This window comes from Bacillota bacterium (assembly GCA_013178415.1).
GTDB lineage: Bacteria > Bacillota > SHA-98 > Ch115 > Ch115 > Ch115.
This window is the reverse complement of sequence record JABLXA010000015.1, coordinates 1-23,907: the sequence shown is the minus strand read 5'-3', so window position 1 is coordinate 23,907 and position 23,907 is coordinate 1. Positions and strand designations below refer to the sequence as shown.

The window sequence follows — 23,907 nt, the reverse complement described above, 5'->3', positions numbered from 1 at the left end:
AGTTACCATCCATATTTCTCCGGGCCCCATGGCTTTGTCACGATCTCCTGCTTAGCCAGCACCATTGTCCTTGATGGCAGATCGTCATAAAGAATTACCCCTGAACCGACTATACTGTATGAGCCGATCTTACATCCCGGCATGATCATGGCGCCTATGCCGGTGCGGCAATAATCACCGATATATACGGCATTTGCGAACTCTTTCGGGATTTCCTTTCGGCCCTTCACCACATGGACCGTCTCCCCATCATCAAACCTCAGCCCACCACACATGGTTCCCCCGCCTATATCGGTGGACACGCCCACAACGCCAGAGATGATCATGTAATGGTAAAGGTAAACATTATCCATGATCACCCCGGATAGTTCCGCACCATGACGCACCTTACACCGATTCCCGACGACACTTCCATCATTGATCTTGCAGTAATCATCGATGATGCACCCATCTCCGATCACCACCCCACCGCCAAGGATCGGACCATTATCGATGATCGTATCCTTACCGACCCACAAATTGCCGTTTATCACGGTGCGCGGACCAATTACGCTATTCTCGCCTATCACCACATGGCCCTTGATTTCCGCCTTATCAGATATACGAGCTGTCGGGTGGATAGAACTCTCTTTCAAGGCTGCTGACCTATACCTGCCTAGGGCCATTGTCGCCTCGAGGATATGCCATGGCTTATCAAGGTCAACGAAATAACCTTGCGTCTCAACCGCGCCCACGTCCACGCCCGCCTCGATCATCGCCTGGATTGAATCTCCAATTTCAGATTCAACCGGCGGCATCATGCCTACCGGGACATTTCTGAATGATCCTGACGCGGACCAGATATATTGGGACACTTCCTTTGTAATTGCATAAATACCGCACATCCGGTGACTGGCGCCCCTTGGATGCCCAATGACCTCCTTGAGGCTGGAACCTTGAACCGAAGCGCAGATCCAATCACCGGGTCTTTCCCCGTCTATGGGGGTCACCAGGGCAGCGGCAGCGACGCCGGAATCTCGCCTGAATTGCACGAGACGTTTGAGATCAGCCTCATCTACGACTATATCTCCATAGACCACAAGGCATTCATCCCATGTGACGCCTGCAAGAGCCTTTTTCAATGCGTAAGCTGTCCCAAGGCAATTTGCGGTGTCCACATAGGTGACCCCGCTTTGCCCCGAAACATACGCCTCAACTTGGCTGCCAAGATAGCCGCCTGTGACGATTATCGTGCTGGTGTTCAGATTTCTGAGACTTTTGAGAAGCATTCCGAGGACAGGTTGATTCAAGATCGGGATCAAGGCTTTGGGCCTCACCTCAGAATACGGCCACATCTTAGTCCCCCTGCCCCCAGCTAGAATCACCGCAACCTGCATCTGCATCCCGCCCCCTCCCATTATAGAACTCTTTCTCCCCTCTCCGGTCCGTCGCGAATTGCCTTCTTATTCTTGTGGGATTATTCCACAGATCCGTAGCAATACCTGCTTTATTTGGGCGCAGCAGAGCTGCGCAGGGCTTCTGAGATCGAAAAATCGCCACTCCATGGTTCCCCTGGCATTATACTCCGCGATCCATTTTCATGTCCAGAACACCACAAGCCCACCTGCCATGGGTGAAATTTCTCTTTCACTTTCCCTTGCCTGCAGCCTGTAACTATGATATCATGTCGCTTAATATTCAGGCGAAAGGCAGGGGGCTGACATGCTCCAGGGGGAAAAGATCGTATTGAGAGAATTTCGGCGTGATGACATCGAGCCTATTCAGCGGTGGGTCAATAATGAGAATATCATCAAATATCTGGCCTTTCCGCTCTTTCCTCAAACCCTCGAGGAAACAACGGAATTTGTAGAGCGACAACTTCATAAAAAGGGAGCGCCGAACGAAGGAATTTTCGTCATAGCATTGAAGGACGACCCGAAGTCTGAATATATAGGTTCCATTGGGCTGCATCGTATAGACTATCGCAACCGTCATTGTGAACTCGGTATCGTCATTGGTCGCGAAGATCTCCTTGGAAAGGGCATTGGAAGGGAAGCAATCCAGATGGTCCTGGGATTTGCCTTCAATTTCCTCAACATGCACAAGGTAAATTTGCGAGTCTATGAATACAATGAACGGGCAAGGCACTGCTATGCCGCATGCGGCTTTAAGGAAGAGGGCAGAATCCGCGATCAGAGGTACTACAATGGCAAATACTGGGATGAAATCATCATGGGAATCATCAAGGAAGAATACCTGGCACAAGGCAGGAAAACCAGCTCTTCTCACGAATAAAAAACTAGTTCCCTCATCGAATGAGTAAAATATTAGAAAGGCGAAATCGAGCGAATTGGAAGGAAGATCGGTACCCTATCATCTGCCCTACTACAAGCGAAATCTCTACGTATTGTCCTTTACCATTTTCTTGGCTGCGGTAAGTTGGAACCAGGTCGTCCCTTTCCTGCCCATATTCCTCCGCGACCTCGGAGTGCCTGATAGCGACCTGGCGCAATGGTCCGGCATCATTTTCGCCATGCAGTCAGTCTCAGGAATAGTGATGCAGCCACTTTGGGGAAAGCTCGCCGACCGCTTCGGCAGAAAACCCATGGTAGTGAGGGCGGGAATCTGCCTTGTGCTCATTTATATGGGGATGAGCATATGCAAGACAGCATGGCAGCTCGCCATCTTTCGCTTCTTAAATGGCGCCCTCACGGGTTTCATCCCCGGTTCCATCGCCTTGATCGCCACAAATACTCCAGAGCTATTATCAGGCCGCTATGTAGCCATAGCTCAGACGGCGTCAGCGACGGGCGGGATAATTGGCCCGGCTATTGGCGGGGCGCTGGCAGGTCTATTTGGATTTCGAGGCGCGATGCAGATTTCCGGCGTCGTAGTCCTGTTTTCTACTCTTCTCGTCATCTGGATCGTAAAGGAGCCTAACAAGGCGAGCATCAATGTAGAGACTTCCTTGCTGGAGGATTTCAGAATCGCGGTTAGGAACCCGGTTCTCCTGGTAGTTATGGGGACTACGATGATAGCGTGGATCGTCTCAGGGGCTATTCAACCCATCCTGACAATCTACCTCGAACAACTTTCTTCAGTGGAAGCGCACTGGTTGAGCGGAATAGTGTTTTCCCTCCCGGGGCTGGGTTTCCTTCTCACAGCCTACAGATGGAGCTGTCTCGGCGAGCGAATATCCTATTATGGAGCGCTCCTTCGGGGCCTTATTGGGACCGGCCTCTCAGTTTTCGCATTAGCTCTGGTCACAAATATATGGCAATTTGCGATCTTTTATTTTGTGAGCGGAGTGTTTATGGCTGCCATTGCGCCATGCGCTGCGGCTCTTATCGCCACCAAGGTGGATGAATCTTTCCGCGGACGTGCCTATGGCATACAACAAGCTGCTGGGACCATGGGTGGGTTCGTCGCTCCCCTTGCAGGAGGCATGATCGGAGGCTTGCTTGGCCTTCGCTATGTATTTGTCTTTACTGCCGCTGTCTCACTCCTAGGGGCATTGATGCTTCGTGGCAAACCTGGCGCGCAGCGCGTGGTCGCGCCAACGAAAATGCAGGCCCGGCTTTGGCCCCACACGGCAATCCCCTGGAAAGGAAGACCTCACAATTGAACGATTCAACAACTGGCATCGCGACATGCGGCAGCACTGAACGCCACCTATCCTCGCGCAACGCGCTGCAGTCTCCCCTGACCGGAAATGCCGTTCCGTATTTGGTGTTCTTTGTGGGCATATTGGCGGCATCCAGCGCTGCGACATTGATAAGATTATCGATGGCGCCAGCCGTGATCATAGCGGCATATCGCCTGCTCATTGCCTCTTTGATCCTCGGGCCCGTTTCATTTGGACGAAACAGGGAGATCTTCACGAAAATCGGGCGAAAGGATTGGATCCTTTGCCTGATGACAGGACTGATCCTGGCCATTCATTTCATGACCTGGGTTCTATCTGTCAAGTATACCAGCGTGGCGAGCGCCGTTGTCCTTGTCTCTATGATTTCGCTTTCAGAGCCTGTGGCGGCCATTATCATAGCTTCCCTTTTGCTCAGAGAATTTCCGAGCATGACGGAATGCATAGGCGCTGCCATTACGCTTCTTGGCACGTTGACTTTCCTGCTACATGCTCCGGACAGACGGAGGCTCAAGGTCTGACGGCACGGAAGCATATAAAAGGCCATATTCGATACTATCCACAAGCGCTCGCCAGCTGGCCTCGATTATGTTGGTAGACACCCCCACAGTTCCCCAGGTGCGGTGGTCATTAGCGGATTCGATCAGGACCCTGACCTTGGCAGAGGTGCCTGAAGCTTCATCTATGACACGGACCTTGTAGTCGGTCAGCCGGATCTTCTTGAGCTCGGGATATACGTCCTCAAGCGCCTTTCGCAACGCTCCGTCCAGGGCATTGACCGGGCCATTCCCCTCGGAGACAGTATGCAGCACCCGGTCACCTACCCTGAGCTTGATGCTTGCTTCTGCCACCGGCTGGCCGTTGGATTCCCGCTTCTCGACAATGAGCCTGAAGCCCTCGAGCTCAAACAAGCTCTTGTGCATTTCCATGGCACGTCGCAAGAGAAGCTCAAAAGAAGCCTCCGCCCCTTCAAATTGGTATCCCTGATACTCCAACTCTTTGACCATATTGATTATCGCCTTCGTGCCAGTCGAGGAACGTTCAACGGGTATAGAGAATTCTTGGGCCTTGTATAGAACATTGCTTGCGCCTGCAAGTTCAGAAATCACTACCCGCCTGCTATTTCCAACAAGCTCGGGTTTTGTATGCTCATAGGTCTCAGGGTGCCTCATGAGCGCGCTCACATGGATCCCGCCCTTATGGGTAAAAGCGCTCCGCCCCACAAATGGCCTGTATAGATTTGGCCTCAAGTTCGCCGTTTCATCCACCAGCCGGGAGATACTGGTGAGTTCAGCCAATTGTTCATCCGTCACGCAGTCTATTCCCATCTTAAGTTTGAGGGACGGTATCACCGAGCACAGGTCAGCATTGCCGCAGCGTTCTCCATATCCATTGATTGTGCCCTGGACATGAGTCGCTCCCAGTTGAACCGCTATGAGAGTATTTGCGACAGCGACACCAGAGTCATTGTGCGCATGCATCCCGACTGGGCAATTCAGAGTCGCGACGACATCCTGGAAGATTGAACCGACCTCCATAGGCAAGGTGCCCCCATTGGTGTCACAAAGAACGATAACATCAGCTCCTGCTTCTTTCGCAGCAGCCAGAGTCTTCATGGTATAATCGCGATTGGCCTTATAACCATCGAAAAAATGCTCAGCGTCATAGATCACTTCGATACCGTGCCCCTTGAGAAATCTCACGGACTCTTCTATCATCCGGAGGTTCTCGTCCAGCGTGGTCCTGAGGGCATGAATTACATGAAAATCCCATGTCTTGCCGAAAATGGCGGCCGCCTTCACCCCAGAATTTATGACTGCCAATAGATTCGGATCATCTGAGGCATCTAACTCTGCCTTCCGTGTACTGCAGAAGGCCGTTATCGTCGCTTTGCTGAGCTGGAGGGACTTCACCCGCTCAAAGAACTCCGCATCCTTGGGATTTGACCCAGGCCACCCGCCCTCTATATAATCCACTCCCAAAGCATCCAGGTGGCGGGCTATAAGGAGCTTATCTTCCACAGAAAATGATATCCCTTCCATCTGGGCGCCATCCCTCAAGGTCGTATCATAGATCTTGACTTCGCGGGCGGCTGGAGGTCCTGCCATTTGAAAACTCCTTTTCTCCATCTCCTTCTCACCTACTAGCATGAAAATGTGGTCCGCTCATGAAGATACAGCAGGCCCTGCTTCTTTTTGTTCTGGCTTCTTCTCTTCTCGCCTGCTGGCGACCATCTTATTCACAGCATTCAGATACGCGATTGCGCTGGCCTCGATTATATCGGTGCTGACGCCTCGGCCCGTGAAAATCGCCCCATTGTCGCGTATCCGTACCGTGACCTCGCCCAAAGCATCCTTGCCGCCAGTTGCGGCGCGGATAGAATAATCCACAAGATGGGTCTTCTCGCCGGTTATTCTGTCTATAGCCCTGTAAGTAGCATCCACCGGGCCATCTCCGCACGCCGCCTCCTGGATCAATTCGCCATCTTTATGCAGTCTGACGGTAGCCGTTGGTATCGTCTTGTTGCCACTTACAACATTCAGATATTCGAGTGAAAATCTATCCTCAGCCGGAACGTGATGCCCTTCCACGATGGCTTCGATGTCCTTGTCGGAAACTTCCTTTTTCTTATCAGCCAGGGCGATGAACTCTTCAAAGGCTTTGTTGATCTCTTCCTCTTTTAATTCATATCCCAGCTCCTCCAGCTTCTTCTTGAAAGCGTGCCGGCCTGAATGCTTCCCGAGGACAAGCCTGCTCCTGGCAAGGCCTATAGATTCTGGTGTCATGATCTCATATGTGGTTCTCTCTTTCAGGATTCCGTCCTGGTGAATTCCAGCTTCATGGGCAAATGCATTATCCCCGACTATCGCCTTGTTTACCTGGACAGTGATCCCCGTGAATGTGCTCACCATCCGGCTTGTTCGATATATCTGCTCAGTTGTGATACCGGTTTCCGCCTTGTAATAATCCCGCCTGGTGGAGAGAGCCATGACTATTTCCTCAAGAGCGGCATTCCCCGCCCGCTCACCAATTCCATTTATTGTGCATTCAACCTGGTCGGCGCCATTTTCAATAGCCGCAAGGGAGTTTGCCACAGCAAGCCCGAGATCATTGTGGCAATGAACGCTTAAGATGACATCGTCTATTCCCTTCACATTTTCCTTGAGGTACCGAATCAAGCCAGCGAATTCCGGAGGAGTTGCATAGCCTACCGTATCTGGGACATTGAGCACGATGGCTCCCGCCCTGATGACCTCTTCAAATATCTTTCTCAGGAACTCAGGATCGCTCCGTGTAGCATCTTCAGCAGAGAATTCAACATCGTCAACATACGACTTGGCGAGGCGCACTGCCTCAACGGCCATCTCAAGGACTTTCTGCGGGTCCTTTTTCAGCTTATACTTCATGTGTATATCGGAAGTAGCAATGAAGGTGTGAATACGTGGGCGCGCCGCAGCCTTGATAGCCTCTGCCGCCCTCACAATGTCCCCTTCGACTGCCCTTGCAAGAGCCGCGATACAGGGGCCATGGACTTCTTCCGCGACTCTCTTTACCGCCTCAAAATCCCCGGGTGATGCCACCGGAAATCCGGCCTCGATTACATCCACATTGAGGCGCGCAAGCTGCCGGCCGATCTCTACCTTCTCCTTGACATTCAAGCTCGCGCCCGGCGACTGCTCGCCATCTCTCAGCGTCGTGTCAAATATATAAATCCTGCGAGACACAGCTGATTCCTCCTCGCCTGATAAATCAAAAACCTCTCGCTCCGACCCGCGAAATGCGAGTCTGAAGGGCGAGAGGCAAATTCCTCGCGGTACCACCTTCGTTTGTCCTGCCTCACGGCAAGAACCTCTTTGGGCACTTATCATGCCCTTGTGCGCTAACGGGCCCAAAACCCGGTCGGGCTTACTCGTCTCTGGCCAAGCATCCGCTCACCCATTTCCCGTCATCGGTAAACCAAATCTAAAATTTAGGTGCGCTGAGATCAGAAACCGAACAAGACTTTCAGCCGACAGCTCTGGGGTGAGATTCAGCTCGCCAGGAAATACCGCCTTTCACCTGATAGCGGCTCTCTGCAATCTCCCGCACAAGCCTACTATCCCCTTCATCGCCTCTGGAAAGCATGAGGAATTACCATGGTAGACAAAAGATATTGCTTGGAGCTTACCATAATGGTGAATAGTTGTCAATGGCCATTTCCAAAGACTAAAGAGAGCATATGGAACCAGGTGGTAGTTATGTCGAAGACTCCTCCGAGCTACAGCATATCAAGGGCCTCGATCACAGTCTTAAGGGAGATGAAGATGAACCCTTTTCCGATTTCGGTGATGCCGTCGTCCTCTTCATTGAAGTCCTCTTCCAGGGTTTCCGTGACATACCTGAGCACTTCCACTTGATTGCACTTATGCACGATTTTCTCTGCCTCGCGCGTGAGGACAGCCGGACTTTTGCCGACCAACCTTTCGAAGGCTCTAAAATTCCTTTCATCTGCATGATCAAGAGACTCTGGTGTTACCATGGGCAGACGTTTGCCTGCCACCCTCTCCATCATCTGCCAGATGACCAATCCCATATACAACAAGAGCTGCTGCTCTTCAGCATTGAGCATACCCGGGCCATCATCCATTAGAAAATCCCGCAGATATGGCTGCTCGCGGACGAACCGCTCTGCCAGCGGGGCAAACTCCTCTACGCTCATGCCCGCTATTTCCTGCCACGTAGCCTCAACAATCTCCGCCGGAACAGGTTCCATCTCAGTTCCCCTCCATCTTGTCGCGCTTACACATCACAGCCTTCCGCGCCCGCCGTCGCGCAGCCTTTTCCTCTTGCACATCCCAGTCAAACTCGACTCCGGTGGCCTCAAGCACCTTAACTGCTACATCCATTAATTCTGGACCTGTCCCATCCCCGGGGATAAGGGTCACTCTATGACGCATTTCGATTCCCCCTGCCAAATTGCATCTCATCTTGCGCGTGGCGACATTCAGCCGCGGCAAAGATTCCTGCTTACCAGTATTTTCATCCATATAGGCGCAAATTACCTGCCTATCTAGACATTCCATTTGAATATATAATAGCCTTAATTCGCTGCATGCTGCAAGACGTCTATTTCGGCAATATACATCGAACTCCCCGCCATGATAGTCGCCCTATCATCTCAATCAGGTCACCTATGAGGTTTCGGCATACAACCTGTCAGGGGGAGGGCCAAAGAGTGACTATATTACGAGGATCCCACTGCCGCCCTTGGACAGGATCATTCCCGTATATTCTATAGCTAGATCTAGGGTTACGACGGGCGAAATGACAAGAGGAGCCCTTAAGGGCTCCTCCTGTCATTTCATCTAGAACTTTATTGGCCATCCGATTTTCACGGTCAGATCAGGGGAATCCTCTGTAAGTCCTGAACCCACCGTAAAGTCCAGGGCATTTCCCTTTTGAGTCACGTAACTTACGCCAAGGTAGAGAGTGGCTGCGTTCATATCGGAGCCTGATTGCCCCACCCCATCTTTGATAGTTTTGCCGGTAAAGGACTGCTCAACTCTCGCGTTCAACGAAAATCTCTGACTCAGAGCGTATGCTATACCCAGCGAATACTGGATCGTATCGCCGGGATCCACTGTGCCATACCCCTTAACATCTCTTGCTATGTTCCAGAAATAACTGACTCCCCCAAAAACAACAACGGGGTCTAATCTTCTCATTGTGGCAAAACCGAGCCTTGCTCCCCAATGTCCTGTCCCCAATGGAACCTGATCATTGGAAACGCTGTACAGATCAATGCCAGTGGCCGTCTTTACACCGAATGTGGTGATGAACGGCGTGCCATCCTTACTCCCGAGCCTCGTGTCAAAGTTCAATGCCAGTTCTATATCGCCGAGCCCGACTGCGCTATATGTCTCTTCGGTGGGCAATCCCATCTGGCCCTGCTGACTTCCATATTTGAGAGTATTGTCTATCCTATACCTCAACGGGATCATAGCCTCAACATTGACCTTTGGGGATAAGCCATACCTGAGCGTAACTGAAGGGATTATGATCTCTCTTCTTACCTCATCTACTTGAAGACGGCCGATGATGATCACATCATAGAAACTATAGCCATTCACGACAAGGCGATTCTTTGAGAAATGTGAATAGAGGAATCCCAGCTCAACTTCAGTTTCATTTGGCGGAGTCAATGTCAGAGACTCGGGCTCATCCGCAAGAACCGCTGGCGCCAAGGAACATGCGCATGCCAGACAAATAACGACAGTAAGCCAAAATGGGGCCGTCCTCCTCATATCTTGTTCTCCCTTCAAGAAAATTGGCTCAACCGGAATCTTCGGACTTGTTTCATCGAAGTGATAATTTCGACGACCGGGCCCCAAGCCCCAATTCCTCTTATCATCTATGGCATCGGGGTGGTTTTGTGACTCAGTATATGTTGAGATTGACAACTGTATCTCCATTGATAGTCACCATATATATGGTGACATCAAAATCTATAAGGTATGAAATCGTATTCCCATTACCTGGCACAGGTGTGACTATGATGATCCCCGAAGCGTTCTGAAAAGCATTGCCTGATATCTCGCTATAGGTAAAACTTATTCCCGAATCGCAGGGGACAATAGCGATATCCCTCGCGCCCATCCCCGCGATACCGGAAAGCTCATCTTCCGACACTTGTATACAGCCGGAAGCGAATGCTAACGCCACAGGGGATATCAGAAAAATAGTCACAAGGAATATCGGGACTACCGCCATTATTAGGAGATTCTTCAATCTAACCGACCTCCTTCATAAATCATTGCGCCGAATTTCTTGCCCGGCGAAGTATCTCTTCTCGATGCAACAGATATCCTTTCTCTAAAACTCCATCGGATCAAACGGGTAATTCTTCAGACTGGATTCAAGGAACCTGTTGACAGTTCCGGAACCAGGAGCGATCGGAGGCATATACTGTTCGACCGCAAAGTCGTTTTGAGTTCCCTTGCCATTACCTTCTATGGCCAGGAACACCCCATTCCATCGCGATAGGAAATCCTCTATCCCAATGGTTATATTGCCTACAGCCGGATCTGCCAGGGCCACCCTTCCATCAACTACACCCCTCGCAACAACAAAATGTGGGAACTTATCAGAGTCAAGCAGGACGATGACCGGGACCCGAATATACTTAAGAGCCTCGATATTTCCTTTGAGCCCATGGGCCTTATATCCCAATTTTTCAGCGGCCTTTTTGAGTTCCAGCAGCGAAAATCCTTTGCCCTGTACGATCTCTTCCCTTGTCCTTCCATTTACCATTTCATTGATTATTTCATCTTCAGATACTATGTCGCCATAGTAGAATCTCAGTATCGTGGCCAAGGCGGCGGAACCGCAACTTATATCAAGTTTCTGTCTTACCACGTCTTTAAGCTGCAACTCCGCCGCGCTTTCGACCTGGGTCCTGAATTTTACTCCGGATAGAGCGCTGTTAAAAGAGATTTCCCCCGCGCAGGCTGCCCCAGTATATACGGAAAGGGTGAAAAGGAAAAATGCCATAGAGATGCCATAGATAAAACGTCGCGGGCCATGTCTCTTCAGAATAGTCATTGATACCCCCTCCCTTCTGGAGGGAAGCTTCCCTCACCAATATGGCAAGGCGGGATGCTTCCCGCCTTGCCGATGGCCTCTTTAATACCAGGGCTTTACTTCGATATTCACATTAGCCTGTAACGCGTTTCCATTGCCGGAGCTCATCTGGACAGTAGTGATCCCGGCGACATTCTGGAACACATTCCCGGTAACGAGATCGTATCTTTCGTAATATTCATCCTCCGAGTCCGGATATACTACCTCAACCATCGTGCTGACAAGATCATCCACATCGGCGTTGGCAAGGGCTATGCGGGTGTTCCCTTGAAGCACGTTACCATTACCAGTTGAGAGCTGGACTGTCGTGATGCCTGCCGCATTCTGGAACGCATTCTCATCGAGCAGGTCATATCTTACATCATACCAATCCCAGCTGTATGGCTCATACAGAAAAGCTATTGCACCCTGTGTCGAGGCCGCTACCGGGAGAGCCACCATCATGGCCGCAAGAGCGGCGAGAACAACGATAAGGATCCTCTTCATTATGTAGTTGCACCTCCTGTTTTAATCAGGGCCGCACGAGGAGCATTCTTAAGAAGCCATATCCCGGGTAGAGACTTCTGAGTTTTCCGGCGATCACCTGGGGATCTGTGAGGCCATCAGAGCCTTGCTCAATCCAAACATCCATCTCGAGCTCTAAGATGGGATTCTTGCCAGGTATGGGCCCATTCATCACCCGGTAATGATTGAATCATAGGCGCTGGCCCTGTAATCCTCCGGGGCCATCGGATCCAGGTCACCATCAAGGAATACGCCTTCTTTTGAACCACTTCCCCGCGCAGCTCCAAACCTATCTGCCAGTTTGGACGGGCCGGTGACATTTCCGGCCCGACCGTGTATGGGGCATCACATTTCGTGATGCGGGGGCATCAATTCCTGTGGAGCGCGCAAGTCATCTGAGACATTGCCTCACGCGCTCGACATCCAGTAATGTGCAAGGGCCGTGCCAGAATCGTCATTTGGTCTTGCAGGCTGGATTCTTTGAGAGACATGCATCTTAGGAATTGAGTAAAGCGGATTGCAGAAAATGGTGTCAACAATCTCAGACATATGAATGAAGGGATACTGAGGGATGATAAGAGGAGACCGAGACTGCGGCAGGATCCCAAGGAGTTATCCCTATGTCCACGTCTTTTATCAGTGTATCAATCCATGGACTCCTGAAATATCAAAGGCGAACGCTGTGGATTTCGTCGCCTCGTCTCGGTGCATTGGTCATGCCCGCTGGGCCGGCGCCTGAGAGACAAAGAAATCCGCCGCAACGAACATGATGCAAAAGAAATCGCCCCTATTCACCGGAGGGATTCGTTAAATAGGGGCAGATGTTCATCCTTAATGAAATATGGGAGAATGGGCGAATCTATGGCACCGCGACTATTCCATTGAATACTTCGCCATCTTCTTATAAAGCGCGGATCGAGATATTCCTAGGCGCTTTGCTGCCAGCACGCGGTTATCGCCGCAGGCCTTGAGGGCATCTCGAATGAGTTCCCGCTCAAACTCTGAGAGAAATTCCATCAGTGTCTTCCGGGAGGAGGCTCCAGATCTTGGCGGTACCACCCGTTGCGAGATCTGCGAGAAACGCGGAGGCAGATGGCATACCTTTACCTCATCAGCCTCTACAAAGTTCAAAGCATATTCCAGCACGTTTTCGAGCTCCCTTATATTGCCCGGCCACTCATAGTGAGCGAATATCTTCAACACATCAGACGCGATCTTCTGGACATGCGTGCCGCATATTCGATTGAGATGCTGGAGCAAACCATTTGCAATCGCCGGTATATCTTCCGGACGTTCCCGTAAAGGTGGAATCTTGATGGAGATCACATCTAAACGATAAAACAGATCCTGCCTGAAACGACCTCGCTCCACCAATGTCAAGAGGTCCTTATTGGTCGCGGCAATAACGCGAACATCCACAGGGATGACTTTTGTATCGCCTACTCGTTCCACAACCCTTTCCTGCAGGACCCTCAACATTTTCGCCTGAAGTGGCATGGACATGTCGCCGATCTCGTCAAGGAAAATAGTGCCGCCATTGGCCAACTCAAACTTCCCTGGTTTGCCTCCTCTCACAGCCCCTGTAAAAGCGCCTTCCACGTATCCAAACAGTTCAGACTCCATAAGAGCATCTGGAATGGCAGCGCAATTCACAGCTATGAACGGATGGTTCCCACGCTTACTTTCATAGTGGATTGTCCTTGCAAATACCTCTTTACCACAGCCACTTTCACCAAGGAGAAGAACGCTGGAATCGCCTCTTGACGCAAATTGCGCAAGCCTCTTGGCTTCCATGATCAATTGACTAGAACCTAGTATGTGCTCAAACGACATTCGGTCGTGCACCCCTTTTCTACTGGGAGTGCACGCCCCATACACGGCCCAAGATTCCAGAGCCATCGTTACGACCCCACCCCCTATCGTCCGCTGGCCTGATTAGCATTGGTCACTTCATAAGCCTATGCAGTTGGCATAGCTTCTAGAACACAAAGATGCTATATTCTATTCCCCCTCTCATTAGAAAATGTCTGGGAAAATGCAATTCGAGCGCAGAGTATTAGGATATTTTCAGAAAATATAGGTTCGTGCTTTCAATATGTATTCGCAGTCGAGCCCTAGCTGCTTTTGTCGAATCCTCATAGAAACGACAGGCGCCTGACCATCGATAGAATCTGGATCGATGATCAGGCACTCTTCAGACTATTCATTCTCTATGAAATGTGGAATTCCTTCAAAGGGTCTCCACTATTTATTCTAACTTCTACGCTTTCCCCAGAGCCCTGGTAGAATTCAAAATCGCCAATATGGCAACGCCAACATCAGCGAATACAGCCTCCCACATGGTAGCCACACCTATAGCCCCGAGAGCGATGAAAGCCATTTTGACTGCCAGGGCAAGGGAAATATTCTGGATTACTATCCTCTTGGTGAAACGCGCAATCTTGATGGCCGCTCCAAGCCTCGACGGCATACCCTCCATAAGCACCACATCGGCGGCCTCGATGGCAGCGTCCGAACTTAATCCGCCCATTGCGATTCCTACATCTGCCCTCATAATAACAGGCGCGTCATTGATACCATCGCCCACAAAGGCGAGCTTCTGTCCATCTCTGCGATTTAATGTTGACTCCAGATCTTCTAGTTTCTTCACCTTATCCTCAGGTAAAAGCTCCGCAAAGTACCCATCCAGCCCGAGCCGTTCTGCCACTTTTTCAGCGACAGCCTGGTCATCGCCTGTCAGCATCATTATTCTCTTGACCCTCAACTCCCTGAGAGCCTGAATGGCAGCCACCGCATCAGGCTTGATTTCATCTGAGATTATGATATACCCGGCAAAGACGCGATTTACAGCCACATATACGACAGTGCCCGCTACATCGCATGAATCATGCTCGATATCCTCTCTGTGCATCAAGCGATCATTTCCGGCTATGACCTCATCCCCATTCACCCTGGCTCTAATGCCGTGGCCCGAGATCTCCTGGTATTCAGCCACCTTGTTCGCCTCAACTCCACGGCCATAGGCTTCAATGATAGATTTCGCGATAGGATGATTTGAATTCACTTCAGCCAGCGCCGCGTACCTGAGGAGCTCATCCCTCGAAAAGCCATTTCGCGTCATCACATCTATGACCCGGAATACGCCCTTTGTGAGAGTGCCAGTCTTATCAAACACGACTGTATGGAGCTCTGTGAGGGCTTCGAGGAAATTCGCGCCCTTTACAAGAATGCCGTGTCGTGAAATACTGCCGAGGCCTGCGAAATATCCAAGGGGGATTGAGACTACAAGGGCACAAGGGCAAGAGATGACAAGGAGTATAAGCGCTCTATAGATCCATGTCTCAAAGGACGCCCCCGGGATGATCAAAGGCGGGATGATGGCAAGCCCCACAGCTCCAAAGGTGACTATAGGTGTGTAATATCGCGAGAATTTCGTTATGAATTGCTCGGTCTTTGCTTTTCGAGCGCTGGCGTTCTGGACAAGATCGAGAATCCTAGATATGGAGGAACCAGCATACCCCTTTTCAACCTTTATCTCCAGAAGCCCATCGCCGTTTACCATCCCGCTCAATACCGTCTCATTGGCTTCAACTTTCTTTGGCACTGACTCGCCAGTCAATGCTGATGTGTCTACAAAGGACGTCCCTTGTACAATGCGTCCATCAAGCGGAATTCGTTCGCCGGGCTTGACAACGATGATCTGACCGACCTCAACATCCTTCGCGAAAACCTGCCTTACATCGTCGCCCACCTTCAAATTGGCATAGTCAGGTCGGATATCCGTCAATGCCTCTATGGAACGCCTTGAGCGGCCGATGGCCAAATCCTGAAAGAATTCTCCAATACGGTAAAAGAGCATAACTCCTACGGCCTCGGACATTTGATGGATAGCTATCGCTCCGGCAGTTGCAACTGTCATCAGGAAGTTCTCATCGAAGAACTCTCCCCGAAGGAGGTTTCTTATAGCGGTCCAGACTATGCTTCCACCAGCGAGGAAATACGCTGCGAGGAATACCGCATACTCAGCCCAGGCATGGGGTGTGTCGTGAAGATCCGTCTGAAATATTATCCCTAGTATGAAGAGCAAAGCCGGAGCGCCGACGAGGGTGACCACCCTTCTGATTGACTCTCTATCAGGCGCCATATCTTCGCCAGGCTCTTCTTCCGGGGTCGGATGCGAATCCATATGCCGCGCATCATAATTGTGATGTTCCTCCATTCGACATCCCCGCTCCCTTCATCTATCCTCGGCAAAATGTTCCTGGGCCTGATGGATCAGGCTCAAGATATGGTCGTCATCGAGGGAATAATAGACTACTTTCCCGTCCCTCCGGTATTTCACAAGTCTCATCATCTTGAGAAGCCTCAAATGATGAGACACGGCTGGTAGGCTCATTTCCAGAATCTGTGCGATATCACATACACAGAGCTCTTGCCTGGATAAAAGATACAGGATCTTTGTGCGAGTTTCATCCCCGAGAACCCTGAATAGCTCCGAGAGGCCCGCCACCTCAAGGAGCGCATCCTTGAGCCCCGATGCCGCGTCCGTAGAGGGATTGAACTCATCGCAAATGTCCCCATTTTCATAGGAGTATTTGCTCATGGTTATCGCCCCTCCCACCTCGCTCAAATATTGATCAATTAAGCATGCGTTTAATATTAATATATGTTTGAAAGGAGGATCTGTCAATACCGATCATGCTTACTAGATGGGATTGTCACTCCTCGGGCGCGCCAGCATGAACGGCCTTTCTCTCAGCCTCATATTGTTCGATGACTTCGGGAATGGTGAGGAAGGAGTAACCCTGCGACTGAAGGGTTTTGATAATAGTTGGGAGGGCTTCTAGCATGCCCGAAAGATCCTCCTCGGGGCCACCTGCTGAATGATGGAGCACTATGGTTCCGCTCTTAAGAGCCGGCATTACATTATCTAGCACCTTCTCCGCTGAGAGGCCATGCCAGTCAAGAGAATCTATTGTCCACAGCACCACCCTGTAGCCTTCCTTTGCTATCGCCTCAACGGCAAGGGGGTCAATAGCGCCATAAGGTGGCCTCACTGCCATCGGCCATCTATTTGCGATTCGCGACAAGGCTGTATTGGCCTTTTTCAATTCGGCGACCACCTGCCATGGAGCCATGTTGGCGAGATTGACATGATGATAAGTATGATTCCCTATCTCGTGACCTTCAGCTATAATACGCTTGACTATATCAGGATACTTTTCGGCGCTGGAACCGATCAGGAAAAAAGTAGCTCTCACTCTGTGGTCCCGGAGTATATCCAATATTTTTGGGGTGTATTTATCGTCAGGCCCATCATCAAAAGTGATGGCGACGGAAGGAGTTTTGGGCGCCCATTGCCTCACCACCACATCAGGGTATAACTTCACAAGATCAGCTGGCTCGGGGACCCTATGGATTTTTTCGGATCCTGGGTTGAATCTCCCAAGGCTAAACCCTCCCAGGAAACGCCAGCTGAGAATGGAATCATAGGTCCTTGGAGATACCATCATTCCGGCCATGCCTATGAGAATCCCGAGAATGACATAAAATATCGCAGGGGCACCCCGCATTTTCCTGACCATTCGCCGATTTCACCTACCCCGAAAATAGACGGCCACCGTTTCCATCCTTCTGATGGTGTGGCCATGGGAAAGACTATTTCCGTTATCTTAGTATTTCCGGCATGGATGGAATGATGCAGGGCGCCAGCATAGCCCGTAATGTGCCTAGCTCAACCATCGACTTATCCTAGAGGAATAGTATCCGCGCCTCCCCTATGCCGAACGGACGCAGCGCATATTTGTCTGTGTAGCGGCGGAAATCTACGAAGGTCCAGGGGCTCACGCCTGTGTCTTCTTCAATCCCGGCTATCCAATTGGGGCCCATGAGATTGAAAAGGGTTGTAGCCGCTACGACCTGAACAAGATTCTCCCCAGGCTGGACGAGGTTTGTTATCTCGACCACATATGGTTCCCAATAGCGAACTCCGGCCTTCTGACCGTTGATGCGCACCTCCACCACCGCAGCTGATACTGCTCCCAGCTCAAGGAAGATTCGCTTCCCCGGTGGCGGCGCAGCATTTGCAAAATCGATACGGCTGCTGAATTCGGCAAGGCCAGCATAGAAGGGATAACCGCTCTTCGTCAGGTCACGCGCATCGGGCGGCGCAACTCGCCCATCGATGACGAACTTGCGGTGATCAAAGTCATGGACAATGAAATCCCCAACAAGGTATACAGTCTCAACTTCAGTCGCCTGGTGGGCCTGGAAATCCTTGACTCGACGATGCGTTCCAGGGCCCGTTATGTTATTCACTTTACGCCCTTCCAAGACAAGGATATTGACACCCGGTCGCAGGCTGTTGCCGGCTGGTACTCTGGTGAAATTGACATCCTTCCAGCTTCTCCTGGGATCAAATGCTCCCATCTCTCCCCGAGTCTTAAGCGGCCGGAGGACAGTTCCGTTACAGAGAATCCGGTCCAGATTTTCCGCCATTTCAATCACGAAAGACACTTCACCCTCTGGGACATTCTCCACCTCAAAGGTATACTCCGCCCGGAATGGGGTTCCATCGGGCACCCTATAGAAATACTCATGCCAGGCCTTGGCTACAGGGGCATCCTGGAGAACCCTCTGTCCGTTGAGCTCGAGACTCACCCGGCCGAGAGGGAGGACGTTTTCCTCCAGAGAGCGCGCCATCCATGAGGTGATCCTGGGACCAGCCATTTCCACACTTTCGCGGCATTCCCCTTCTGCCTCATCCACTACCATGACCAATTTCTCCTCGAGCGTGACACCACTTGCTAGGAATGGCGGAGCCGCGGGTAGCCTATGCGCCATTGTCGATTCAGAAATCACATTGATCTGAGGCTGATCCAAACTGGGGAAGAATATGAAAAGGCTCCCCGCTGGAGCGAACTTGGCGTCAAACGTCCACATCCCATCCTGCGCCCTCCCTGGAGCGCTATATTCATCCCCTGTATTCAGGTCTATGAGCGCCGGAACCATGGCAATGCCATCGAGAGCAGGGAAAGAGAGAGTTGCCCTCACTTCGCGCTTTTCATCTGTATTAGCGATCAGGAAGTAAACACCTTCTACAGCGCGGCGTCCATGGCAAAGAACCTTCTCTGCGTTAGCGCCGGTCATCTGATCAATGATCTTCACGCGTTTTGGATAAAGCGTATCAAGGAAAGATATTGCCTCCCGCACACTGTCAAGGCGCTTAGCCGCACCAGGAAGATCGGGCAGCGCCAATCTGCCATCACATCGGACGGGGCAAGGTCTGATGAGGATGAGATTCCCGCCGGCAGCCGCAAATTGGGTCAGCAGAGACAATGTATTCTTTCTCAGAGTCAAGACAGGCGGCACGATGACAGTCCCATATGTATGCACTCCGATGCGCAGCCTTTTACCCTCGACGCGGGCGTGGTCTTCCATGATGATCTCATCTCCATAGTGGAAATCCAGCTTCGCCGCCATCAGAGCCTTCGACAATTCTTCAAAAGGCCTGTTATACATCCCATTCTCGACAGGAAGACCATTTTGCTTGTGAAGCGGCGAATACTCGCTCCAGACGCTGCCTATGGGATGGATCACCAGGATGTCGACCATTCTTTGCCCAACTGTCACAGCTTTGCAGAGCCTCCCGATGTAGTCAGCAAATCCGCGTTCCTCTTCCCACCAGGGTTGCTGGTAGAAAAGGTCAGCCGGGTAATCACGCTTGCGCTCCCCCCGCATGGAGTAAAGGGAAAGATGGTGGTTCACGAAGCTGATCCCAAGCGCGGCCTCCCAGTCGGCGATCCATTTACGATGGTAGAAGCTGACTTGCTGACCTACGCAGCCAAAAACCTCGCAGAAGGCCCTTTCCTTGCCAAGCTGGTCGACAGCAGACGAGACCTGCTTCACCGTGACCAATTGCTCAATATGTCTTCCCAGTTTATCAATACCAGGCCAGTGCATAAACTCGTAATGCGGCATTGCCGCGCCGATCCATTGGGTCTGGTAAGCAAGATTGTCCTCTGCCATGAAATGCCCTGTCATCTTGAGGTCATTGGCTTCGCACCATTCATAATACTGTTTGGTGAAATTCTCTCGGAAGAGACGGGTCACTGCGTCATAGAAATCGAATCTCACCCGCTGATAATCTCCAACATCGAAAAATAGCTGCACAAGATTGTCTTCGATGCGATAGCCATTCCGGTCCGCAAAATACTCAGGCAGATAATCAGACCATGGAACAGCTGGGCAAGAATAATGCCCCTCCATTAGATAACACGGCTCATCTGTGAAGATGCCGGGAATCTCCTTGCCGAAATATTCCCCCACGGCATTCTTGTAGCGTTCATGGGTCGACTCAATGAAGAATCGAACTGCTTCCGGATTCATGAGGTCAACATAGCTGGCCCCATTGAACCAAAGGTTTCCAAGGGGGCTTATGCGGCGACAAATGAAGTATTTTGTTCCACCCTCGGTAGTCTCAGCAAGAACCGTATCGTTCTCGGTTACCTGTCCTTCCTTGAGAAGAACCAGGGCCCGGCTTCGGAAACGTGGGTCAGCTTCGGGTACCTCCCCGCCCGCGAAGCCAGAAGGCCATTTGTCCTCATCATAGAGCCAGGCATAGGTCCCTGTCTTCCGCGCCTCTTCTGCGCAGGCGCGAACCATCTCCATCCATTCTGGCGAAAGATATCCGGTCACCAGACCGACCCGGGAGTGCATGAAATACCCACCCCATCCTTTGGCTGCCATCTCCCGGATCTGACGTCGCAGCTCCTGCGCGTCAAGCTTGTCGTTCCAGCTCCAAAATGGCGCCGGCCGCCAAATCGCCTCTATATCCTTCCAGTTTGACAAATCGCCCCACTCCCTTCTTCCATTCTTTTCCTTCATCTATCCATTCCGAGGTGAACGGCCGTCCCAGGATCATTGGTGATTACGGCATCGACACCATACCCCGACATACGGGTTATATCCTCAGGCTTGTCAACGGTCCATACATGAACCCCAAGGCCGGCAGAATGCGCTCCATTTACTATCTCGGGGGTGACGGCATGGAAAATCGGATGAAGCGCGTCAGCAGGCACGTGACGGGCATAAATCCAGGGGTCCACAAGCCCTTCTATGTAAAGGATGCCCGTCTTTACGTCAGGATTCATTTCCTTTATGGTTTTCAGTGAGAAATGGTTGAAGGAGGACATGATAACCTTCCCCAAGAGATCAGCCGCCTCCACTTCCCGCAAGACCTTTTCCTCAATACCTGGATAGAGTACAATTCCACTCTTTATCTCAATATTTATCAGCTTACACCTGCCTGAAACAAGGTCGATGACTTCCCTGAGGGTGGGTATCCTTTCTCCTTTGAATGCGGGATCGAACCATGAACCAGCATCTAGCGATTTGAGCTGGGAAAGAGTGAGATCCTTTACCCACCCTTTGCCGTTGGTGGTTCTGTCAACTCTTTCATCATGGATTACAACCAACTCCCCATCCCCGGACAGATGCACATCCAGCTCGATCCCATCAGCCCCCAGTTCTATGGCCTGCCGAAATGCAGCCAGCGTATTCTCTGGCGCCTCGAGCGATGCGCCCCTGTGCGCCAGGATCAATGGTCTTGGGGTCACGGCATATTCCCCCTTTGAGATCGGGATATTCCTTTTCTATAGATCGCCAAGTCCAGAGTTGAAAGATAACCCGGCTATGTCACCGCGCGGTATGTCACCGCGCGGTTGCCAGTCACGCCGCATACGGTCAGCTCATATTTCTAAATTCGAGCTTGGTCATCTATAGAAACAGATCGACATATTCTTGAATACTTCGTCAGCCATGAGTTCATCTCTCAACTCATGCCAAAGGATGAAATTCGCCGTATGGCACATATCTCCTTCACAATTCCATAGACATTCTGCCCAATACCCCCTTGCACATCTCCCCTTTCTATGCTACACTAAGAATGGTTACTTGAGATATCTAGTCGGCTCAAAAATCTTCTTCGAAATTCGGTGCGGAAGTGGCTCAGGGGTAGAGCATCGCCTTGCCAAGGCGAGGGTCGCGGGTTCAAATCCCGTCTTCCGCTCCAAATATATCTGGCGACATAGCCAAGCGGTAAGGCGGCGGTCTGCAAAACCGCTATTCCCCGGTTCGATTCCGGGTGTCGCCTCCATTCAATGTGCGGCGTTAGCTCAGATGGTTAGAGCGCAGCGTTGACATCGCTGAGGTCACTAGTTCGATTCTAGTACGCCGCACCATTTTGTTGATTACTTTGCCGCCAACTCTGGCGGCTATATCATTGCCTCGACAACGCTCATATCCATGATTCCTAGCCGCGACATAGAACACATGCTTATTGCCTAGTCTATGGCATGGGAATTGCATCCTCTAGCATAAGGTTTCTAGGTCTTTGATCGCCTGAACCTGTCCCTGAGCATCTTCTCCCGCAAGACCAAATCGCTCCTCCAGCGCGCCTAATATGGCATTTTGCGCTGAGATTCCACCCTTCCTGATCCCCTTCTCCACGCCTTCAGCTAGTATAGAGCCCCCATTATATGGAATAAGGCAGTTAGCAGAGAATCTGCGCCTCTTCCGTGCTTAGGCATGCTGCCGTCACTCTCCTTGCGTATATCTTCCGTGCCGGGCGCAACTTCCAAGGTCGAGCTTGTATATCAATGAATGAAAGACTCAAGGGACATAGATCATCTTGCGTGTCATTCCCCCATCGATCACGATATTGGCTCCGGTGATGAAATCATTTTCTTCATCAGTGAGATAGAGGCAGGCCCTGGCTATATCTTCAGGTTTTCCAACCCGCCCGGCTGGGTGCTGAAGGTGATCGATCTCGCGTAACTGACTGTAATCTCCTGTTTCAATCCAGCCCGGACTGATGGCATTCACCTGAATATGATCCGGCCCGAGCGAGACTGCCAAAGCATGGGTCAATGCGATAATCCCGCCTTTTGAAGCTGCATAGGCCTCTGTATTCGGTTCAGACATGAAAGCCCGCGTAGAAGCGATATTTACGATCGCTCCCCTACCCCGTCTTCGCATGACCTTTGCCGCCTCGCGAGAGCAGAGAAAGATACTGCGCAGGTTGGTATTCAGCACAAGATCCCATTCCTCGATGGTTAATTCGTAGGGAGATTTTGGTATAGAAATGCCGGCATTGTTGATGAGAATATCAATTCCCTGATAAGCCTCATCGGCTTTTTTCACCAACTGCTGAATATCCCCAGGCTTTGTCACATCCGTCGGACAGAAAATGGCCTCTCCACCGGATTCTCTTATCGATTTAAGGGTTCCTTCACCGAGTGATGAATCTTTCTCCGCTATAGCGACCTTTGCCCCATGGGATGCATATGTCATGGCAATACATTTCCCGATTCCTCTACCGGCTCCTGTGACTATAACGACTTTGCCAGCGAAAGTCACGGGTACATCATCTCCCTTCGTTCGATATCCGCCATAATGGGTCTTTTCGAGCATCGAGAGGCCCGCGCAGTGATTGTCCTCACCGAGAGACAAAACATTCCGTCTCAGGGCTCAGCCCTTTAGATCAAGCGTCTCACCCGGCTTCATGATGACCTTGCCTGGGGCCTTGAATTTGGCGATATTGGCCTCACTGAATACGCCGTTGGGACCTGTGTGGATGGGAATGTAATATTTGGCTTTAATCAGCTCCGCGCATTCAGTCGCTTCCTCAGGGCCCATGTTATATACGCCATCCATGGGCAGTAGGGCGTAGGTGAGATTTTCTGAAGCTAGATCGGCCATTTCCTTGATCTTTGAGGTGTCGCCAGCATGGTAGAGCTTTATGCCGTCAAACTCCAAAATGTAGCCGACCGAGGCGTCTTTCTTATGATTACGGTTATATGCGGCAACCGCCCGAATATGTACGCCCGCCACTGTAAAAGCCTGGTACACGCCGTTCTTGATAGCTTCCCGGTGGGTGATTACCCTGCAGCCGGGTTTCTTTGTGACCTTATCAACCCTGTTATGGTCACCATGGTCGTGCGTGACCAATATGAGGTCGGCCGGCTCGCCATAGTCATCTCCGGCAAAAGGGTCGATGTAAATGACTACATTCTGAGCGGTCTTGATCCTCACGCTGGCATGGCCAAGGTACTTGATGCTAGGCAAATGTGTAGCAGCTTGTGCCATTGTCCCAAACCCCC

General features: G+C 51.2%; 20 protein-coding genes, 3 tRNA genes and 1 other annotated feature. Of the genes, 6 read left to right on the top strand and 17 right to left on the bottom strand.

The features are described from left to right. Window positions 1-2: 2 nt before the first annotated feature. Entirely contained in the window at window positions 3-1,382 is a 1,380-nt protein-coding gene (locus HPY52_11890) for an NTP transferase domain-containing protein (GenBank protein ID NPV80953.1), read from the bottom strand. Window positions 1,383-1,701: 319 nt separating this feature from the next. Here HPY52_11890 and HPY52_11885 point away from each other — a divergent pair, with 319 nt between their 5' ends. Genes HPY52_11885 through HPY52_11875 form a run of 3 tightly spaced genes read left to right on the top strand, consistent with a single transcriptional unit; the run spans window position 1,702 to window position 4,143 of the window. Beyond that, entirely contained in the window at window positions 1,702-2,274 is a 573-nt protein-coding gene (locus tag HPY52_11885; protein NPV80952.1) for a GNAT family N-acetyltransferase, read from the top strand. Between the two features lie 55 nt (window positions 2,275-2,329). Beyond that, window positions 2,330-3,604 carry an MFS transporter gene (locus HPY52_11880; GenBank protein ID NPV80951.1) on the top strand — a complete coding sequence of 425 codons (1,275 nt, stop codon included), beginning with the start codon at window positions 2,330-2,332 and terminating at the stop codon, window positions 3,602-3,604. Further along, window positions 3,601-4,143 (top strand): DMT family transporter, encoded by a 543-nt coding sequence (locus tag HPY52_11875; GenBank protein ID NPV80950.1) that lies wholly within the window; start codon window positions 3,601-3,603, stop codon window positions 4,141-4,143. The genes HPY52_11880 and HPY52_11875 overlap by 4 nt, the downstream gene beginning before the upstream one ends. On the opposite strand, the gene HPY52_11870 is transcribed toward HPY52_11875, so the two are convergent. From HPY52_11870 to HPY52_11805, 14 genes are all read right to left on the bottom strand, one after another. Next, window positions 4,108-5,730, bottom strand: coding sequence for a citramalate synthase (locus tag HPY52_11870; GenBank protein NPV80949.1), 1,623 nt, complete (start codon window positions 5,728-5,730; stop codon window positions 4,108-4,110). The two genes, HPY52_11875 and HPY52_11870, sit on opposite strands and share 36 nt — an antisense overlap. A 57-nt stretch (window positions 5,731-5,787) precedes the next feature. Next, a complete protein-coding gene (locus tag HPY52_11865) occupies window positions 5,788-7,347 on the bottom strand; it encodes a 2-isopropylmalate synthase (GenBank protein ID NPV80948.1) in 1,560 nt (519 codons plus the stop codon). A 61-nt stretch (window positions 7,348-7,408) separates the two neighbouring features. Further along, window positions 7,409-7,740: a binding site (T-box leader), on the bottom strand. Window positions 7,741-7,880: 140 nt separating this feature from the next. Then, complete coding sequence (locus HPY52_11860; GenBank protein NPV80947.1) at window positions 7,881-8,375, bottom strand: hypothetical protein; 495 nt, start codon at window positions 8,373-8,375, stop codon at window positions 7,881-7,883. A gap of 1 nt (window position 8,376) precedes the next feature. Continuing rightward, the gene (locus HPY52_11855; protein ID NPV80946.1) at window positions 8,377-8,559 is read right to left on the bottom strand and encodes a hypothetical protein; all 183 of its coding nucleotides are present in this window, start codon (window positions 8,557-8,559) and stop codon (window positions 8,377-8,379) included. Between the two features lie 408 nt (window positions 8,560-8,967). Continuing rightward, on the bottom strand, window positions 8,968-9,906 hold the full coding sequence (locus HPY52_11850; protein ID NPV80945.1) for a hypothetical protein: 939 nt from the start codon (window positions 9,904-9,906) through the stop codon (window positions 8,968-8,970). 133 nt (window positions 9,907-10,039) lie between these two features. After that, entirely contained in the window at window positions 10,040-10,390 is a 351-nt protein-coding gene (locus tag HPY52_11845) for a hypothetical protein (protein NPV80944.1), read from the bottom strand. Window positions 10,391-10,474: 84 nt separating this feature from the next. Then, a complete protein-coding gene (locus HPY52_11840) occupies window positions 10,475-11,203 on the bottom strand; it encodes a C39 family peptidase (protein ID NPV80943.1) in 729 nt (242 codons plus the stop codon). A gap of 81 nt (window positions 11,204-11,284) precedes the next feature. Continuing rightward, the gene (locus HPY52_11835; protein ID NPV80942.1) at window positions 11,285-11,728 is read right to left on the bottom strand and encodes a hypothetical protein; all 444 of its coding nucleotides are present in this window, start codon (window positions 11,726-11,728) and stop codon (window positions 11,285-11,287) included. 891 nt (window positions 11,729-12,619) lie between these two features. Continuing rightward, a complete protein-coding gene (locus tag HPY52_11830) occupies window positions 12,620-13,579 on the bottom strand; it encodes a sigma 54-interacting transcriptional regulator (GenBank protein ID NPV80941.1) in 960 nt (319 codons plus the stop codon). A 427-nt stretch (window positions 13,580-14,006) separates the two neighbouring features. Continuing rightward, the gene (cadA, locus tag HPY52_11825; GenBank protein NPV80940.1) at window positions 14,007-15,965 is read right to left on the bottom strand and encodes a cadmium-translocating P-type ATPase; all 1,959 of its coding nucleotides are present in this window, start codon (window positions 15,963-15,965) and stop codon (window positions 14,007-14,009) included. Window positions 15,966-15,983: 18 nt separating this feature from the next. Continuing rightward, window positions 15,984-16,349 (bottom strand): helix-turn-helix transcriptional regulator, encoded by a 366-nt coding sequence (locus HPY52_11820; GenBank protein ID NPV80939.1) that lies wholly within the window; start codon window positions 16,347-16,349, stop codon window positions 15,984-15,986. Between the two features lie 115 nt (window positions 16,350-16,464). Beyond that, on the bottom strand, window positions 16,465-17,331 hold the full coding sequence (locus HPY52_11815; protein NPV80938.1) for a polysaccharide deacetylase family protein: 867 nt from the start codon (window positions 17,329-17,331) through the stop codon (window positions 16,465-16,467). Window positions 17,332-17,497: 166 nt separating this feature from the next. Then, a complete protein-coding gene (locus tag HPY52_11810; protein ID NPV80937.1) occupies window positions 17,498-20,632 on the bottom strand; it encodes a glycoside hydrolase in 3,135 nt (1,044 codons plus the stop codon). Next, complete coding sequence (locus HPY52_11805) at window positions 20,629-21,363, bottom strand: glycerophosphodiester phosphodiesterase (protein ID NPV80936.1); 735 nt, start codon at window positions 21,361-21,363, stop codon at window positions 20,629-20,631. The genes HPY52_11810 and HPY52_11805 overlap by 4 nt, the downstream gene beginning before the upstream one ends. A 380-nt stretch (window positions 21,364-21,743) precedes the next feature. Between HPY52_11805 and HPY52_11800 the strand changes: the two genes are divergently transcribed. The 3 genes from HPY52_11800 (at window position 21,744) to HPY52_11790 (ending at window position 21,987) form a co-directional block, all read left to right on the top strand. Continuing rightward, a tRNA-Gly gene (locus HPY52_11800) sits at window positions 21,744-21,818 on the top strand. 9 nt (window positions 21,819-21,827) lie between these two features. Then, a tRNA-Cys gene (locus HPY52_11795) sits at window positions 21,828-21,902 on the top strand. Between the two features lie 8 nt (window positions 21,903-21,910). Next, a tRNA-Val gene (locus HPY52_11790) sits at window positions 21,911-21,987 on the top strand. Between the two features lie 430 nt (window positions 21,988-22,417). Here the strand turns inward: HPY52_11790 and HPY52_11785 are convergent. Further along, the gene (locus tag HPY52_11785) at window positions 22,418-23,164 is read right to left on the bottom strand and encodes a glucose 1-dehydrogenase (protein NPV80935.1); all 747 of its coding nucleotides are present in this window, start codon (window positions 23,162-23,164) and stop codon (window positions 22,418-22,420) included. A gap of 111 nt (window positions 23,165-23,275) precedes the next feature. After that, the gene (locus HPY52_11780) at window positions 23,276-23,893 is read right to left on the bottom strand and encodes an MBL fold metallo-hydrolase (GenBank protein NPV80934.1); all 618 of its coding nucleotides are present in this window, start codon (window positions 23,891-23,893) and stop codon (window positions 23,276-23,278) included. Window positions 23,894-23,907: the final 14 nt, after the last annotated feature.